This is a genomic window from Novosphingobium sp. (assembly GCF_025351285.1).
Lineage (GTDB): Bacteria > Pseudomonadota > Alphaproteobacteria > Sphingomonadales > Sphingomonadaceae > Novosphingobium.
Genome location: NZ_JANXWG010000105.1, coordinates 1 through 17639, shown reverse-complemented (window position 1 = coordinate 17639; position 17639 = coordinate 1). Strand labels below are relative to the sequence as shown.

Below are 17639 nucleotides of genomic sequence, written 5' to 3'. Positions count from 1 at the left end.
AATTACATCGCGGGAGTTGCGCCTTCGGACGACGGCGATCCATTGGCCGCCATGATCTTTGGCGCGCCCTTGGCGCCGATCCACAAGCTCATATCGACCGTGTTGGATACCTTGAATGGCACCCGGCGGCTGTTGAGGAACAGTTCTTCCATTTCGCTGCGGACGAACGGGCGTGCACCGAGCCGGCCGAAGATGGCCATCTGGCCCCCGGTTTCGTCGACCCCCCGATCACGATCGAGACCCTTCGACATCGCGATGGCCGGCCACTTGGTGTGGGTCCATGCGATCAATTCGGGCTTGGGTTCGGGCGAGAAGCCATAGAAATTCGGCTGGCTGTCGGGCGAGGTCAATTGCAGGACCTTGAACCCGTTCTTGCCATCAGCGACATAGGCGAACAACGAAGCGTTGGTTGACCCCACCACCACGTCCTCCGCATCGTTGAGTTGCCCATCGGCCGTGTACGCCTGGTAGATCGACGGCTGGGTCGGCTTGGTGATGTCGACAATCACCAGCCCCTGGCCCTTGGCGGCGACATAGGCGTAAGTGCGTGCCAGATAGACCTTGCGCGCATCGGCCAGTTGGACGGTCGCCTGCGGCACCGACTGCGGATTGGCCATCTCGGTAATGTCCATCAGTTCCAGGCCATTGCCGGTGGTCACCCACAAGTACCGGAACTGAACCGCGGTTGCGCGCGGGTCCTTGAGCGGGACCACCGACGTCACCTTCGGATCGAGGCATGTATCGCCGCCTGCGGCTTCGTTCACTTCGCACGGCTTGTCCGCCGACCACGGCTTGGTCAGGTGCACAGTCACCAGCGCCTTGTCGGTCACGATGTAGGCGTAGTCGCCCGCCAGCGTGATGTGCCTCGCTCCGTTCAGCACTCCATCGGGGTTGAACGTCAGCGCGCGGTGGAAGAAGTTGTTGCGGAACTCGCCGTCACCCAGCGTATCGATGTTGACCGCAATCAGGCCTTCCTGTCGGTCGCTGACGAAGGCGAAGTGGTAGATTGGCGAAAACGGCTGTTCCTGGTTCAACTTGCGCAATTCGGGCGTGTTGCGGGTTGGCGCGATTGCCTGGTTGGTCGGCAAGGCCATGCAGGTCGCGTCCTTCGACCCGACATGCGTATCGTGACCCAAGGCCGAGAACGGCGCGTTGACGATCCGTTCGGAGAAGCCCTTGTCGCCGATTGCGGCAATATCATAAGCACGGAAGCCACCCTTGCCTTCGGCCACGAACATGTACTCACCGCGCATCTGCAGGCAGTTCACTTCATCGCGGGTGCCATTGACGTGGTTGGAGAACTGTTCGCGGCCCGTGTCTTCGCCCGAAAACTTCTTGTCGAAGATCGCGCCGCGGGTCCAGTTCTTGAGCTCGCGCTTGTTCTTCTCGACATGGTCCTTGAAGAAGTCTGGATAGGCGTAGCGGTGCAGGTAGCTGCCGATCACCGCCTGGGGTTCATCCCACTCGGTGACGCGAACGGCTTCGAACCCACCGCCGAGACCCACCCATGCATTCATGCCAACAAAGTTCACGTAGTTGGTACCCAGCAACAGCAGTTGCGACATGATCGCGTTGTTGTCTTCGTCCTTGCTCACGTGGCAGTCGGTGCATTGCTTGGTTTCCGCGCGGCGAACCGTGTGCGGGAAATGCGGGGCGAAGGCCTGGCTTGAATAGCCGATCGACGAGATTGGCGGTTGCTGGACGTAGATCCGTTCGCGGTTGATGTTAGTCGATGACAGGATCAGCGCCGAGGTTGACCGGATCGGCGCGGTGATCGCCTTGCCCGATACCGGTACACCCGTTTCATCGAACGTCACCGGATCGGACCCGCTCGACTTGTTGCGGGCGTGCTTGCCCAACTGGAACATGTCGTCGCGTGCGACCTGCGGGTTGTAGGTCGCGAAGTTGCGGGTGTCCTCGTCCTCATACTTGTGGATCTTGGACTTCCAGTTGGCTTCGATCGGCAAGTGACAGCCGGCGCAGCTCGTCGTCCACGACAAGTGGCAGGTGAAACACGCCATGTCGTCGTCCTTGTGGGCGCGCTCCGCCTTCGGGATTCCCAGCCCGAACTTGTAGATTCCATCGTCGGCCGCGGACTTGGCCATAAGCTTGGCGCGCGCCGCCTTGGGGTTGAACACCGGGCGGCCCTGGTCGTTCTTCACGTTGGCCCACTTGGGATCGACGGCGTCGCGCACCAGGCTGACTTGCCAGGTCTTGCCCGGATCGATGATCGAGCGCTGGACCAGTACGTTGCGACCGTTGGGGTCCTTGAACCATTCGAAGCGACGCTGGCCATCGGCGTTGCGCAACAGCGACAGGTTGTGCCCGTTTGTGGGCGCCGCCATGTTCGATGTCATCAGCGTCGGGTACTGGTCGGGCGTGCCGTGGCAGTCCTTGCAACCGATCTCCACCGCATTGGCGACTTCGCCATAGATCAGCCCCGAACCGTGGCTGTCCTGCGCGAAGTGGCAATCGGCGCATTGCATGCCGAGCTGCGCGTGGATGTCCATCATGTGAACAGACTTGCCGGGATTGTCGTAGCTCGCCTCGACGAATTTGCCTTCACCGGCCTTGCGGAATTTCTCCGGATCTTCGGGCGAGATGATGTGCGCCTTGTCGGTGCCGTAAGTCGCCATGTCGCCATCGTCGTCGAGCAGGTTGCCCCGGCGATCGCGCTTCAGGATCGCGCGGAAGTTCCAGCCGTGGCCGTGGTAATCGGCGAACTGCGTAGCCTTCAGCTTGTCATTGAGATCATAGACGTTGCGCAGGAATTCGACGTCGCGCCACAGCCCGTGCGTCGATGCCGCCTCGGGATTGCGATCGAGCACTTCGCGCGCTTCGGACATGGTCGGGTGGAACTGTGTCTTGAATGCCTTCTGGTAATCGGCATCCGACATGCCAGGAGGCTTCGGCGCGCGGTTTTCGGGCCCGGGCCACATGAATGGCGCATCGGATTCGTAGTCCCACATCGTGTAGCCGAGATAGGAATTCAGGAAAATGTTGGGCTGGTGCATGTGGCAATTCATGCACTGAGCGGTCGGGATCGCGCGGGTAAAGGCGTGGACCAGCGGGTGGCCGCGTTCACGGTCCTGCATCGCTACCGGCCCGCCCTCGCCGCCGGCGGATTTGCCGTGGCTGTCCAGCCCGGCGGCCGCGTGGGCATCGGCCTGGCTCATCGCGTTCGACGGCATCGTGCCGTGCGGCGCCTTGCCCTCGGCATCGCCGAAGACCTTCAACTGTTCGGCTGACTGGATGGCCTTGAAGCAACCGTCGGCCATGTCGGCAGATTGTTCAGGATCTGTCTTGTCACCGCCAAGGTAGGCGCCATGCCCGCCCAGGACCGTACCGCGCACCAATTCGGCATGCTCACCGTGTCCGGCTACATACTTGCCGTAAGCGCCCTGGCGTTCCTGACCTTCGCGCAAGCGGTTGATCGTGGGGTCTGCGGTGATCGTCTGCCCATCGCGTCCGCACTTGGCGAACGACGAAGAATGCCGCGGTTCACGATCGTTGGCATAGATCACGTGACACGATGCGCAACCGGAAGAGCGATAGTCGCCCGGCTGGTCATTGGTGCCCATCATATAGAGGAACGGATCGTTGAGGCGCGACTTGTGGATGTTCAGCACCGGGATGGCTACGCGCAGCCCGGTAGCCATGCCGCGGTTGGATTGCTTGAGATCGGGGCGGCCGTTTTCGTCGAGTTTCTGAATCGAGCCGGTCGAGTTGGGCAGGCCGATTTCAGGGAATTGTGGATTGATCGTGCGGCCGCCGTCTTCGAACACGCGGAACACATCACCCGGCGGGATCGAATTCCACATCGGCAGCGGATACATCGCGGGAAGCGCACCGCGCGCCTTTTCGGTTGGGGTAACGGTGCCCCACATCGGCTTGCCGTCCGGGCCGACCGCGCTCGAGGCAGACTTAACAAAAGCCGGCTCACCGTCGCGGGTCAGGCTTTCGCCGAACATGTAGTTCTTGAACGGAACGATGCCGTTGTTGTAAGCGGCGCCGCCCCATAGCATAGCACCCGTCGTCATGATCGAACGTTCGGACGCCTCGATGATGTTCATGTGGCAGGCGCCGCAAGCTTCGCGCGCAACGCGATAGTCCGACGGATTGACGAAGCGCACGAACTCGGCGCTTTCCTTGTTCATCCCGGAATAAAGGTGCTTCGGATTGGCTGACGATGGCCAGTTCCAGGACTTGGGGAAGCGCGGCAGGATGTGCGCTTTCGACATCGCGGTCACGTAAGGGAGGCTTTCGGCCTTCCAGCCAGCGTCCACGCTCACGGTGTTGTCGCCGCCGTGGCAATCGACGCATGCCAGCACGACGGCCGGGCTGGCGTGCATCGTGCGGTGGTCGCTGGCGGTGTGGCAGCTTACGCAGCCCTTGTTTTTGGCGTCGACTCCGGCCCTCTGTTCTTCAGCCGTGTCGCCTGGCTGGCCCTTGGGGGCATTGGGCGCGCGGTGGTACGTGACCTTTTCGGCGACTTCCTCAGATGCGCGCAAGGCAACCGGCGCGATGAACGAAGCCAGGACGACGAACAGCCAGATAGCCAAGAGCCGGCTGGAACGGGAAGCTAGGGCCATGAAGCGGGTCGCAATCATCAGATCAGAAAGCCAAAATCGCGTTGCCGAGGATCGAGTAGAACCGTGAATTGTGCCCCGTGGAGGCGAACAGGTCCTTGAAGCCGCTGCCGGCCTGGAGCACCGCGCCCGACAGCCTGAACACGATGTTCTGATTGGCCTTGGGGCGGTAGATCGCCGAAATCGATGCGTCAGTGCCGATCGACCGAGGGATCGTGCCTTCATTGCGCAGGACTTGCAGAACCGAAGTGTTGGCGAACCACAACTGGTTGACGTTGGCCGTAACGCGAAGCTTCGGTGTCAAATCAAAGTCACCACCGACACCCAGCAGCACCGTGCCGGGATTGACGAAGTTGGACTGACCTTCGATGCCCGAACTGCGCAAGTCGGTCAGGATGCCGTTGCGTCCGTTGATGTTGACCAGGCCGCCGCCCACGAACGGGATGCTCTGGCGGATATAGTAGCTGGTGTCGGCGCCGGCGAATTGCGGATTTTCCGAAATCGCATCGAAGCCGCCTTCGGTGTTGTCGCGCGGGTTCTTGTCGCCGCTGGCATAGAGGCCTGAGAGGCGAAAGCGCATAAAATCAACGTCATACGAAACTTCGGCTGCAGCGAAGAAGGCCGCAATCTTGGCTGGCTTGCTGGTAATGAAATTGTTCGTGTCGTGGCCCAGCGCTGCATAGAACTGGCTCGACAGGTTGACCCGGCCGATGTGGCCATCGTTGCCGTAACCCAGGTAGAACACGTCGTAATTGTGCCCGCGGATATCGCCGATGATCGAAGGCCGGACCGGGAAACCGTTCTTGTCCGAATGGATGAAGCTGCCTTCGCGGTTGCGGTTGTAGACGAGCTGAAAGGCGCTCGTCAGGCCAACTACCGGGAAATCCTGCCGGAAGATGTTGGCAAGAAACACGAAATCATGCCGCAAAGGCGCAGTAATGTCGTTCAGCCCGGAATTGGAATCCTTCTCGAGCCGCCAGAAAGCAGCGAGATTGAACTGGATGCGATTGTTGTCGCGATCACCGAAAACGCGCACGCCAAGTTGCTGATCAAGAAACAGAAATCCCCGGAAATCCGCGGTGATTTCCTGAATGCCCGCGCGCACCGAGATGAAATCGTAACGGTTCGAATCGAACCGCGCCATGTGGTAATCGACGAAGGCTTCCTGCACGCCCACGAATGCCGTGGTCCGATGCGTGAGATCGCTGGGCTTCACGCGCAGGATCTGCCGTTCGGCCACACTGGCGTAATTGACCTGCGTTGCTAGCGTGAGCCGGTATTCGACGATCGGCGGCTTGAACGCGGTCAATCCCTTGAGCAGCGAAACGCCGGTGATGAAAGTTTGCGCCAGGACGAGGCTGTTCGAGCGGCTGAACTGGTCGATCGAATTCGGATTCTGGCTGGTCGCCTGGGTGACAGGTTGCGGAAACGAACGTGGCTCGACGATCGTGTCCGAAATCGCATTGGCGATGAAGAACCAGTCGTCACCATGCAGAAAACCCGGCTTGTCCTTGGCCGAAATCGGCTTGTCGCCCTTCAGCACGTTGTGGTGGAACGGATCCTGCGTTGAATGGCAGACCGCTTCGAGCTTGGGGAAAATCCCGAACAGCGCACGATCGGGCAGTCCGGTCTTGGGGTCCTTCTTCGGGCACAACCCCGACGTAATCCGCCAGCGATCCGGTACCACCACATTGACGCCCAGCGAGCTCATCGGGCCTTCGCCGTCATACTTGTCGTAAAAGGCTTCGGGGGGCGGAGCATTGGCCGCACCCGGATTGTCCTGCTCGATCTTGTCGGGCAGCGGCTTTTTGTAGCCGGGGCGGCGCCGCTCATCGAGCAGGGCCTTTTCGGCGGTAATGTCGGGCCCTGTGTTCGCCGCTGCTGCCGGCGCGGCTTCCATGGTCGCTGCCGGCGACGCGGGGGCCGAAGATGCGGCCGGTGGTGTTGGCTCGGCCGGCGTTGTTGGCTCGGACAGCGTGGAATCGCCCGCGGCGGCGGACGACGGGGCTTCCACCGAAGCAGCGCCGAACAACGCGAGCGGGAAACGATTGCGCTGCCCCGGCTGGATCGCGCCGGCTGCGCGGCTGATCACAACGCCCGGCATTGCACCCCCTGGGACAGGGAGTTGTGGCAAGCCGGATCCGCCCGGCAGGCCGAGCATCGGGGCGAGCAGCGCGATCGCGGAAACCATCATAGGCCCTCGCAAACATTCTGGGCGGCCGTGTCCAGGAACGGCGCAAACGGACAGTTCACGTACCGCAGCCTGACCGGATTGCCGTTGACGGTGACCGAAATGTTGTCGGCGCGGATCGCTTTTGGCGCGTTGCCGATCGAGCCGACCCGCAGGCCGCCGTTGTTCAGGCCGAGAAACGCGGACAAATCGTCCTGATCGATACCATCGCCCGAGATGCCGATCGCGCCGACCAAAGTGTTGCCGCGATAGATCGGCACACCGCCCGAAAAGATCTGCAAACCGTTCGCCAACCGTTTGTTGCCATTGGGTGCATTGGGCACGTTGGTGCATTGCTGCGGCGTATCGGTTGCCGACTGGCCAAGCACATAACCGACATGCTGGACCAGGTTGGACGCGACCAATTGCACCTGAAGACCCACGCCGAACGGATTGAACTGCGCGATCGGACGGCTCAGCGGACCATTTGGCGTGTTGAGCTGGCCGTCCGGAAAGAACGGCCGCGCCAGGTTGCCGATCGACCGGTTGCCGAACGCGAATGCCCCGGTCAGCGCGGTGGGATCGCTGAGGAATGTACGCGTGCGCGCAACGAATTGCGCAACATCGCCATCAGAGTCAGCCTGCAACTGCGCTGCGGCCACCTTGTTCGAGAAGAACGCCACCGATCGCGCCTTCTGCAGCGAAACGTCTGTGCCGAAGATCGGCGCATCGGGCCCACGTACCAGCCCGAGCAGCGTGCCGTAAGTGTCGATCACGCTGACAGTAGTCTGCGCCTGGCTGTCTAGCGGTTGGCGAATCTGTGCACGTTCACGGCTCATCACCTTGAAGGCTTCTTCGGCGACAGCGCGGACTTCGGTGGCGCTGAGCGGCGTGCCGACATCGACAGCGTCAGTGCCGCCCTTGATCGGGTAACGGTTGTTGCCCGATCCGTCGGTCAACACGAACGCGTCGGTGTTTGCAAATTCCGCCGTTGTCGCTGCGCGAAAGCCGCTGGCTTCGCTGCCATAGGCAGTGCCGGCCACAATCGTGCCGTTGGTATAGCCGATCACGGCCTCGAGCGCGCCGAGCACGTTGTTAATCGCGGCAAAGCTGGTCTGCAACGCCGAGAGCCCTGCCGACGTAGCATCGGTAAAGCGCAGCGTTTGCCCGCCAGCGGAGATCTTGTCCGCCGTAATCGTGGGATCGGGCGTGAAGTTCTGCTCACCGGCCAGGGCGATGAATTCCTCGGCATCGGTATCGATGTTGGTGATATCGGGATCGAGCCCGTAATCGCCATCGCCCATCACGCCGATGCCGCCGACAACCTGGCCATTCTTGTAAAGTGGCAATCCGCCAGGGTCCGCCGCCAACCCCAGCGGCGAGCGCTTGGGGCCGATGAGCGCCGTTGGTCCGCCGGCCGGCTGGAATCGCTGGTTGAGATCCGAGCACGGCAACTGGCTGAACTGCACGCCAAACAGCGGCCCGCCCTCCAGCCCCAGAGTCGAGGGTGCAGGCGGGAAGTGCTGCTGGACGATCTCGCTAGCGGTGCGGGTCGAGAACGCGTTGCCCGCGGACGATAGATAAGCGCCGGTCACCGCTTTGGCGATCGCCCCGGCTTCGGCCGGCAGCGTCACGCCTTCAAGATCGACCGGATTGGCGATCGTGGTGGCGGGAAAGGTTTCGGTGTTCAGCTTGCTGGTCAGCATAGTCGCCTTGGCGCCGTTCATCTTGAACACCGCCAACACGTTGCCCACGCGATCGACCACCGCGATGATCGATGGCAGATTGCGCGCCTTGGCCTCGCCCACCGCTTGCGCGATGATTTGCTGGACATCCGCCACCGTCAGCGACGCTTGCGGATAAGTGGGATATTTCAATGCGCCGCCCACGGTCGTGGTCGGTGCAGGCGACGGGGTGGGCGTGGGCAAAGTGCCCGATCCACCGCCGCCACAACCCGCGAGCGCGAGTGAGGCCGCCGAAACCAAGCCGATGGTCCGGGAAACGGGGCCGCCAAATGAACCGAGCACCTGCATGTCAGCGAAGGCCCCGGATGCTGCCGATGGCGCCCGAAAGCGCGCGCCGGAAGGCAAAGGGTTTATACTGGTTCGGATCGCGCACTGCTGCATAAGCTTGGTTGATCTGCACGCGCAGCCCAGCCGCCGAACCCTGCGGTACCATTCCCTGGTTCACCAAACCGTTGAGCAGCGTGTCGATCGCCATGACCGATTGGACCGAGCCTTCGTAATCGGTCAGCCGGCTGGAAATCGCGTCGCCCGCGATCGTGTCCATGATCTTGAATGTCTGTTCGCGGGTGAAGCTGCTGGCGGCGAACCGATCGGACAAGGCTTCTGCGGTCTGCCGCAAGCCCTGTGCTGCGCTGACCGCAGCCCCTCGACCTTCGCCCATCGCACGGTGGAACGCCTTCGAGCGCGTGTCGAACGTGGCCGCCAAATCGGGCGCCGCCACACGGGCCGCGGCGAGCAGCATGATCATGTTCTCGTCGTTGTACGGCGGCATCCCGGTCTGGATCGGGCGTCCGGGATTGGGCACCGCGCTCACGCTGTCCTGTTCACCGTCGATGATGCGGCGATGGCAGCTATGGCAATCATAGAAGTAGAATTCTGGGAATACGCCATCGTTGGCCCGGGCCGGCTGGCTGAACAGTTCAAGGCTGCGCTTGACCGCCTCGGCCTGGCCGACCGCCCACATCCGCATCGTGTTCGACTTGGATTTGCGCTGCGCATAATCGGCGTCTTCGTTCCAGTGCTGCTGCAGCGTCGAGAACAAGTCCAGCTCGAACGATACGCGCGGGTGGCCCGCAGCCATGATCCGGTGCTTGACGAATTGCCCCTGGCCTTCGCCCGAGAAGTGGCAATCGAGGCAGACTTTCGCGCGGGTCTTTGGATTGACCAGATCGGTCATCCCTTGCGACACATCGCGGCGATAGGTCTTGCCCACGGTGTAGTGCGAGGAAATCCAGCCGCCGGCGGCGCCGTGGCAGGTTTCGCAATCGACACCTTCGCTGACCTTCACGGCGCCGGGCGATGCGTGACAGCCGAGGCATTCGTTGCGGATGCCGGCCGAATCGAGGCCCATGCGACGGATGATCGCCTGCCCGCGCGGTTCGACGATCGCGCGATAGGCGCGGCTATGCGCGCCGGTGGGTGATGCTTCTTGCTGCCATTGAAGGAGTTCGTCCTGCCGGACAGGATTGCCGTCAGGCACCGAATGTCCGTGGCACGTGCTACCCGCGCACGTCGACACGCCAAGATGTGCGCGCGACGAATGCTCGGTCATCGAGCCGGCGCTGCCGCCCTCGGCCCGGAGTGGAGCAGGTGCAATCAGCGAAGCCGCGGCCAAAGCCGTTGCCACCATCGCCACGCAAGCGCCGACCGCAATGGTCGCCGCGCGAGGAATCGAACGCCAAGCGGCCACAATGCCGCGCTTTGACAAGGAAGTCCCCTGCATTGCCCCTCGTTCCACCGATTTAACGCTGGCTGTCAGGACTTTGCCCCATTCAACCGCGCTTATCGATAATGCTGCAATGCGAACCCGTCGAAACAGACTATGCCAGTCTCACCCCTGGGTTCAAGCCCCGAATTGACTCGAATGGCGTTGAATCGCCTCCAACTACCACTTGAACCCATGAAATCCGAGGCGATTGCGGTTTTGCAGGCCCTGGCACGGTCTCGCTTGCGGCGTTCCCGGTCAAAGTCCGATTCGGCCACCGATCCCGCTGCGCCGCAAATGAACGAGCGCGCTGGGTGCGCCATCGGTCCACGGCTGCTGCGATTTGCCCGCCCTGCGCTCGAACGCATAAACCAGCGCGAAGACCTTGCGTGTACCGAACGGCAACCGCGCCAAAGCCGCCGGCAACGCGCTGGCTTCGCCGATCCGGTCCAGCGGAATGGACAATGGCGAACGCGTCGGGTCGATCGCAATCTGGCCGGTCACCACGAATGCGATCGCGCGAAAATGCCCCGGCCGTTCGGCCATCTATCCGCGGATGGCATCCCAGAAACCGGCGCTGGGGTTGCCCCGGACCGTGAACCGGTTCGGCGCGGGGAACGGCGCGCCGTCATCGGTGATGCGCTCCATCCGGGTGAGCAGGACGAAGCCGTCGGACGGACCCGCGAACAGGCCGATCTCGAAATCAGGATCGGCCGCCTGGATGCGGGTGCGCAGGGCTTCGGCCACCTCGCCCAATGTCATGCTCGGTCCGCCCAGCGCGGACATTGGAATGGGCTGCTGGAGCACCGGTCTCGGCGCGGGCCAGGGGAAGTGAGGCAGTTGTGACGACATTGCATCGATTTTTTCGGTGCCTCGCTTCCGCCTTTGATTGGATATCGGCCGCGATCTTTGCCCGCTTGACGAAGGCTTTTGGCTTGCCTTGCTGGCCTTCGGCATCACTGCCAGCGAGAACTTTCTCGATACGCCCTGTCCTTAGCGAAGTCGGTTTCGTCGCAAACAGCAGTCAATTCGCATGTGATCTGATCGGCTGACATGAGCGGCTCGCGATGGGCTTGCCGTTGCGCGGTCATTGTCAGCGCGAAGACAGCGGCTTGCTCGAATGCCTTGGTTTTCTCCGCCAGCCCATCTTCGGCCGCCACAATCGCGGCATAGGCCGTCGCGCCGCGCGATCCCGCCCTGCAAAGTCGAATGTCGGGCCATTTCCCGGTTGCCGCATTCCGATGACATCGCACGGGCAATGCGCCCGAGCGAGCAGCGGTGTCGGGCGAAAGTAATGAGCCTGGGCCTTTCGTGGCTGGCGCGGCTCCGGGCAAATAAATGCCTTGCTCGAACAAGGCCTGCCACCGCGAGCCTCCGGGCAGCAGCACCGGCCCACCACTTGCACCACCGCGCCCGATCACCTTGAGCGCAGCGGCAGCCCAATCGGCCCCCGAGGTCGGCGTATCGAGCGAGTCTGCGGCCATCCTCGCCAGCAATGCTGGTCGCATCGCATCGGCATTGCGCAGCGTCGCGACCAGCGCCTCTTGCCGGATGATCTCGGCTGGATCGGACAGATGCGCGATGATCGCCGCGATCGCATCGGCCGATGGCGCCTCTGCATCGCCTAGCGCGGCGATGGCGCGCACCCGGGTCACTGGATCGGAGCAGCCAAGCAGCGCAAGCGCATCGGGTAGGTTGGGTAGAGGGGAAGCAAATGCGTTGAGCGCCGCTGCTGGATCGGTTGGGCAGAGGGCCAGATGCGTCGTGGCGGCCAAACCTACGTCCGCAACAGCACAGATCGGCGCACATAACGCGGCCAGGCCGATGCTTGCCGCCAGCGTGGTCAGTGCCCGCATGCGCATCATCGCGCTCCCTTCGACCGGCGCGCCAACCACCAGTTTGCTGCGCGCCAGGCACTGCGACCGATCAGCGCATAGCACGCCAGCATCGCCAGCGCCGACAATAGCACAAGCCAAGCGCCAAGGCTCGTCGGCGGATCAGCGAGGAAGCGCACGATCGCAAGCGGCGCAAAAGCGAACGCGGCGATGACCGGCAACGCGTCACCCGGCGCCAGGCCCTGTTCGGTGCGCGCGGCCGCCAGCCCTTCACCCATCAGCCCTTGCCCAACGAGGCCGACCAGCATCGTGGTCAGCCAGATCGTGAGCAATGCGCTCCACGAACGGCTGATCCGCGACCACCAATTGCGGCGGATCGGCCGCGCACCGATCGTCTCGGCCACCTCTGCGCGCGCGGTTCCGGGCGCAATCCGCGCGAGGCCGCGCGCCAACCGGTCGAGTTCGTCGATTGGATCGCGCCACGCCTCGATCCAATTGAGTGCGGCCATCTCGTAAAGGAACCGGCCGCGCGGAGGCCGGTTTTCCAGCCTTACGGCGATCAGCGTCTTGTGCGCGGCGCTCGCCACCGCAAGCTCCTTCTGCACTTCTTCCTAGCGCTCGGCCGCGGCCGAATGGAGCAGGACGACGATTTCCGCGCGCTCGATCGCCGCGACGATGCCCTCGCGCCAGTCCTCGCCCGGGCGAATCTCGCGATCCCACCACACGTCTCCGCCATAGGCGGTGAGACGTTCGGCAAGCAGCCGCGCGTGTTCGACGTCGACGCGCTGGTAGCTGACAAAGACCGGCGCGCCTGCGGGCTTCGACATCGGGCGATCAGGCCCGGCGGATCACCAGGTTGCGGATTTCGGTCATGTCTTCCATCGCGAACCGCACGCCTTCGCGTCCGAGCCCCGAATCCTTGACGCCGCCATACGGCATGTTGTCGACACGGTAGCTCGACACGTCGTTGACCACGATGCCGCCGACATCGAGCACGTCCCAAGCTTCGAGCACTTTATGTATGTCTCGCGTGAACAGCCCGGCCTGAAGCCCGAACTTGCTGTCGTTGACTTCGGCCAGCGCGGCGTCCCAATCGTCGAACTTCGACAGAACCACCACCGGGCCGAACGCCTCTTCGACCACAACCGCGCAGCCGGATGGCACGTTTTCGAGCAGCGTTGCCTGGAGCATGTTGCCCTGGCATTCGCCGCCCGCCAGCAGCGTCGCGCCCTTGGCTACCGCTTCGTCGATCCAGCCCTTGAGCCGGCTGGCTTCCTTGGCCGAGATCATCGGTCCGATGAAGGTATCGCGGTGCTTGGGATCACCCGAGATCAGCGTCTTGACCTTGGCCGCGAGCATGTCGCGGAACTGGTCATAGATGTCGGCGTGGACGATCGTGCGCTGGACGTGGATGCAGCTCTGGCCAGACTGGTAATACCCGCCGAACACGATCCGGGCGAGCGCGTGATCGAGATCGGCGTCCTTGTCGACCACCACCGCCGCGTTGCCGCCCAGTTCGAGCACGACCTTCTTCTTGCCGGCCTTGGCCTTCAGTTCCCAGCCCACGCCGGGCGAACCGGTGAACGACAGCAATTTCAAGCGCTCATCGGTGGTGAACAAATCAGATCCGGCGCGCGCGGCGGGCAGGATCGAGAACGCGCCTTCGGGCAACACGTCGCATTCGGCCAGCACTTCGCCCATGATGATCGCGCCCAGCGGGGTCATGCTCGCGGGCTTCATCACGAACGGGCAGCCGACCGCGATGGCCGGCGCGATCTTGTGCGCGGCCAGGTTGAGCGGAAAGTTGAACGGCGAAATGAAGCTGCACGGCCCGATCGGCACGCGCTTCCACATCCCCATATAGCCCTTCGCGCGGGGGCTGATGTCGAGCGGCTGGACTTCGCCGTAATTGCGCGTGGCTTCTTCCGAAGCGATGCGGAAGGTGTCGATCAGACGGGTGACTTCGCCTTCCGAATCGGCGATCGGCTTGCCGGCTTCAATGCACAGCGCATAGGCGAGTTCATCGAACCGCTCGCGGAACCGGCCCACGCAATGGTCGAGCACGTCGCGCTTTTCGTAAGACGCCAGCCGCGCCATCGGTTCGGCCGCACGCACGGCGCCGGCGATCGCTTCCTGAATCACATCGGGCGTGGCCAGCGCGCAGCGGAACGCGACTTCGCCGGTGAACTTGTCGGTCACCTCGAGATCGGTGTTGGGCTGCGCCGCCTTGTTGTTGAGGTAGAGCGGGTAAACGTCTTTGAGCTGGACCATATCAATCTCCCCCCTCCCGGCCCGATCGTTTCAGGCGTGGGAGGGGTTGGGGGTGGGCCTAAGCAGGTGGGCGCTTGGACGCTGCCCACCCCTAACCTCTCCCGCAAGCGGGAGGGGAACTAAGGTTACAGCGCCTTGCTGAGCGTCTTGATATCCTTGTTCAGGATCTGGTCGTTCTCGGTATAGTCGACCGGGCAGTCGATCAGGTGCACACCCGGCGTATCGCGGCAATGCACCAGCAGTTCCTCCAGGTGCGCCGCCGATTCCACACGGTGGCCGAACGCGCCATAGCTTTCGGCATACTTGACGAAATCGGGGTTGCCATAAGTCAGACCGAAATCGACGAAGCCCATGTTGGCCTGCTTCCAGCGGATCATCCCGTACGAATCATCGCGCAGGATGAGGATAGTGAAGTTCAGCTTCAACCGAACAGCGGTTTCCATTTCCTGGCTGTTCATCATGAACCCGCCGTCACCGCAGATCGCCATGACCTTGCGATCCGGATAGACCATCGACGACATCATCGCGCTGGGAAGCCCGGCGCCCATCGTGGCGAGCGCGTTGTCGAGCAACACGGTGTTTGGCTTATAAGCCGTGTAACCGCGCGCGAACCAGATCTTGTACACGCCGTTATCGAGACAGATGATCGCGTCTTCGGGCAGCGAATCGCGCACCGCCTGAACCAGGTGCGGCGGGAAGATCGGGAAGCGTTCGTCCTTGGCCAGCCCGCCGGTGTGGGTAAGTTCGGCCGCATGGTACGACAGCATCTTGGTGAAATCCCAGGCCGGCTGCGCCACGATCTTCTGGTTCATCTGCCACACCGCGTTGGCGATATCGCCGATCACCTCGATGTGCGGGAAATAGACCGGATCGACCTCGGCGGTCTTGGTCGACATGTGGATCACCAGCGGGCCGCCTTCGCGCATGAAGAACGGCGGCTTTTCGATCACGTCGTGGCCGATGTTGACGATGCAGTCCGAATCCTCGACGGCGCGGTGGACGAAATCGCCGGCGGAAAGCGCCGCGCAGCCCAGGAACTTGGGATGGCGTTCATCGATCACGCCCTTGCCCAACTGCGTGGTCAGGAACGGGATGCCGGTCTTCTCGACGAATTCGAGCAGCATGCGGCTGGTCATCGTGCGGTTGGCGCCCGCGCCCAGCACCAGGATCGGCGCCTTGGCGCGCTGGATCGCCTGCACCGCCATGTCGATCGACTTTCCGTCGGCATTCGGGCGCCGCACCAGGCTGCGCGCCAGCGGCCGCGAATCGGTGTGCTCGTCGGCGATGTCCTCGGGCAGTTCGATATGCGTGGCGCCGGGCTTTTCCTCCTCGGCCAAGCGGAACGCTTCGCGCACGCGGCTGGGGATGTTGTCCGAGCTTTGCATCTGGTGCGTGAACTTGGTGATCGGCTGCATCATCGACACGACATCGAGGATCTGGAACCGGCCCTGCTTGGATTTCTTGATCGGCTTCTGGCCGGTGATCATCAGGATCGGCATGCCGCCCAACGTGGCATAAGCCGCTGCTGTCACGAAGTTGGTCGCGCCAGGCCCCAATGTGGCGATGCACACGCCGGTCTTGCCGGTGTGGCGGCCGTAGGTGGCGGCCATGAAGCCGGCGCCTTGTTCGTGGCGGGTCAGGATCAGTTTGATCTTGGTCGAGCGGGACAGCGAATCGAGGAAATCGAGGTTTTCCTCACCCGGCACGCCGAAAATGTATTCGACGCCTTCGTCCTCAAGGCATTCGATGAACAAGTCGGAGGCCTTCATGCCCCCAGTGGTGTTGCTCGTGTCGGTCATCGCATGCTCCTGCCCAAGATCGATAGATCCGGCGCCCCGGCGCTACTGCGCGCGAGGTCGCCCAAGGTTAATTTCACGTGCGACCGCCGGCGAAGCTGCGATGTCGTTGGATATGCCCCCAAGCCCGCCCTGACGCAGGCCTAACAAATGGCCGCGCCACTGTCACCCGCGTTTTGTGAGGCATTCTCGTTTGATCAATAACCTAGCGCGAGGTCGACCTGCGCCTCCAGCCTTTCGCCGGCATGGAACCGCGGGATGTTGGCAAGAAACCGCGCCACGCCGCGCTGGAACATCTTGTTCTGCGCCTGGCCCGACAAGTGCATCGTTACGTGCGCATTGGGCAACGTCCACAACACGTGATCGGCGGGCAGCGGTTCGGGCGTGGTCACGTCGAGGAACGCGCCGCCGATCGCCTTGGCCTGCAACGTGGCCACCAGCGCGGGCTGGTCGATCACCTCGCCGCGCGCGATGTTGATCAGGTGCGCGGTGGGCTTCATCGCCGCAAGCTCGGCCGCGCCGATCATGGCGGCGGTATCGGATGTTGATGGCACCGCCAGGATCACCCAGTCGAACTCGCCCAGCCGCGCGCGCCACTTGTCGGGGCCGAGGTCGCCCGGCCCCGGCGTGCGCCGTACCGTGACCACTTCGACATCGAACCCGCCGAGCATCCGGGCGATCTTCTGCCCGATCGCCCCCGCGCCCAGCACCAGCGCCTTGCTGCCCGCCAGTTCCATCACACCCGGCGACGCGCGCAGCCACTCGTGCCGATCCTGCGCGCGCACCACCTCGCGGTAGCCCTTGGCCACCGTCAGCATGCCCATCACCACATATTCGGCGATCGTCACCGCGTTGATCCCGGCGCCGTTGGTGACGATCACGCCCCGCTCGCGCAGCAGATCGAGCGGCCAGCCATCGAGCCCGGCGTAGATCGAATTGAGCCAGCGCAGTTTCGTGGCGCTGCGCATCGCGGTCACCATGTCGGCCTTGTCGTAAAGATCGAACCAGCCGATTTCGGCCTGTGGCGCCAGATCGAACAGCTCATCGGTGTTGCGGAAAAAATGCGGCTCGATCCAGCTCGGCAGATGCGGCTCGATCAGCGGCTGCGCCATAGCATTCATTACGAGGACGGTCATGGCATACTCCTGAAGCGGGCCAGCATTGGCGGTTCGTGCAGGCAATCGGCAAAGCGGAACGGGCGGGTTGTCAGCGGGCCGAGCCGCGCGGCGGTGGGATGTGCGGGGTTGAGCAGGACCACATGCGCCTCGGGCAGCACGCGCGAACGCACTGCCAGCAGCAGCGATCGCCGTTCATCGAGCCAGGCCGCCACATGCTGCCGAACCACTGGCTCATCGGCATCGGCGGGCACCTGTTCGGGGCTGGCATCGACGTCCACCCAGCCGAGGCGATAGTCGTCGCGATCATCGGCCGCGTGATAGCGCAGCGCCACCAACACCGCGAGCCCCGCCTCCGACGCCAGCGGCACCACCGCCACACCCGGCGGTGTGTAACGCCCGCCATGCCGCAG

The 17639-nt window shown here is 63.1% G+C and carries 13 protein-coding genes; all 13 read right to left on the bottom strand.

All coding sequences use genetic code 11. From position 1 onward, the window contains the following. Positions 1-2: 2 nt before the first annotated feature. Complete coding sequence (locus Q0R16_RS13100; protein WP_295636741.1) at positions 3-4592, bottom strand: hypothetical protein; 4590 nt, start codon at positions 4590-4592, stop codon at positions 3-5. Positions 4593-4614: 22 nt separating this feature from the next. Then, on the bottom strand, positions 4615-6489 hold the full coding sequence (locus Q0R16_RS13095; RefSeq protein ID WP_295636970.1) for a hypothetical protein: 1875 nt from the start codon (positions 6487-6489) through the stop codon (positions 4615-4617). A 290-nt stretch (positions 6490-6779) separates the two neighbouring features. Further along, positions 6780-8792 (bottom strand): heme-binding protein, encoded by a 2013-nt coding sequence (locus Q0R16_RS13090; protein WP_295636738.1) that lies wholly within the window; start codon positions 8790-8792, stop codon positions 6780-6782. Position 8793: 1 nt separating this feature from the next. Then, positions 8794-10134 carry a multiheme c-type cytochrome gene (locus Q0R16_RS13085; RefSeq protein ID WP_295636967.1) on the bottom strand — a complete coding sequence of 447 codons (1341 nt, stop codon included), beginning with the start codon at positions 10132-10134 and terminating at the stop codon, positions 8794-8796. Positions 10135-10467: 333 nt separating this feature from the next. Then, positions 10468-10755, bottom strand: coding sequence for a hypothetical protein (locus tag Q0R16_RS13080; RefSeq protein ID WP_295636735.1), 288 nt, complete (start codon positions 10753-10755; stop codon positions 10468-10470). After that, complete coding sequence (locus Q0R16_RS13075) at positions 10756-10971, bottom strand: hypothetical protein (RefSeq protein WP_295636732.1); 216 nt, start codon at positions 10969-10971, stop codon at positions 10756-10758. A gap of 194 nt (positions 10972-11165) precedes the next feature. Continuing rightward, positions 11166-12071 carry a hypothetical protein gene (locus Q0R16_RS13070; RefSeq protein ID WP_295636729.1) on the bottom strand — a complete coding sequence of 302 codons (906 nt, stop codon included), beginning with the start codon at positions 12069-12071 and terminating at the stop codon, positions 11166-11168. Beyond that, positions 12071-12631: a hypothetical protein gene (locus Q0R16_RS13065; RefSeq protein ID WP_295636726.1), complete on the bottom strand. Its 561-nt coding sequence runs from the start codon at positions 12629-12631 to the stop codon at positions 12071-12073. The genes Q0R16_RS13070 and Q0R16_RS13065 overlap by 1 nt, the downstream gene beginning before the upstream one ends. A 24-nt stretch (positions 12632-12655) precedes the next feature. Beyond that, positions 12656-12871: a toll/interleukin-1 receptor domain-containing protein gene (locus tag Q0R16_RS13060; protein ID WP_295636724.1), complete on the bottom strand. Its 216-nt coding sequence runs from the start codon at positions 12869-12871 to the stop codon at positions 12656-12658. Between the two features lie 7 nt (positions 12872-12878). Then, entirely contained in the window at positions 12879-14315 is a 1437-nt protein-coding gene (locus Q0R16_RS13055; RefSeq protein WP_295636721.1) for an aldehyde dehydrogenase family protein, read from the bottom strand. A gap of 125 nt (positions 14316-14440) precedes the next feature. After that, positions 14441-16114 carry an acetolactate synthase large subunit gene (locus Q0R16_RS13050; protein WP_295636719.1) on the bottom strand — a complete coding sequence of 558 codons (1674 nt, stop codon included), beginning with the start codon at positions 16112-16114 and terminating at the stop codon, positions 14441-14443. A 194-nt stretch (positions 16115-16308) separates the two neighbouring features. Next, positions 16309-17247, bottom strand: a complete 939-nt coding sequence (locus Q0R16_RS13045) for a D-2-hydroxyacid dehydrogenase (protein ID WP_295636716.1) — start codon at positions 17245-17247, stop codon at positions 16309-16311. Then, positions 17244-17639 (bottom strand): RES family NAD+ phosphorylase (locus tag Q0R16_RS13040; protein ID WP_295636713.1); only part of this gene is annotated, 396 nt, incomplete at its 5' end. The genes Q0R16_RS13040 and Q0R16_RS13045, both read right to left, overlap by 4 nt.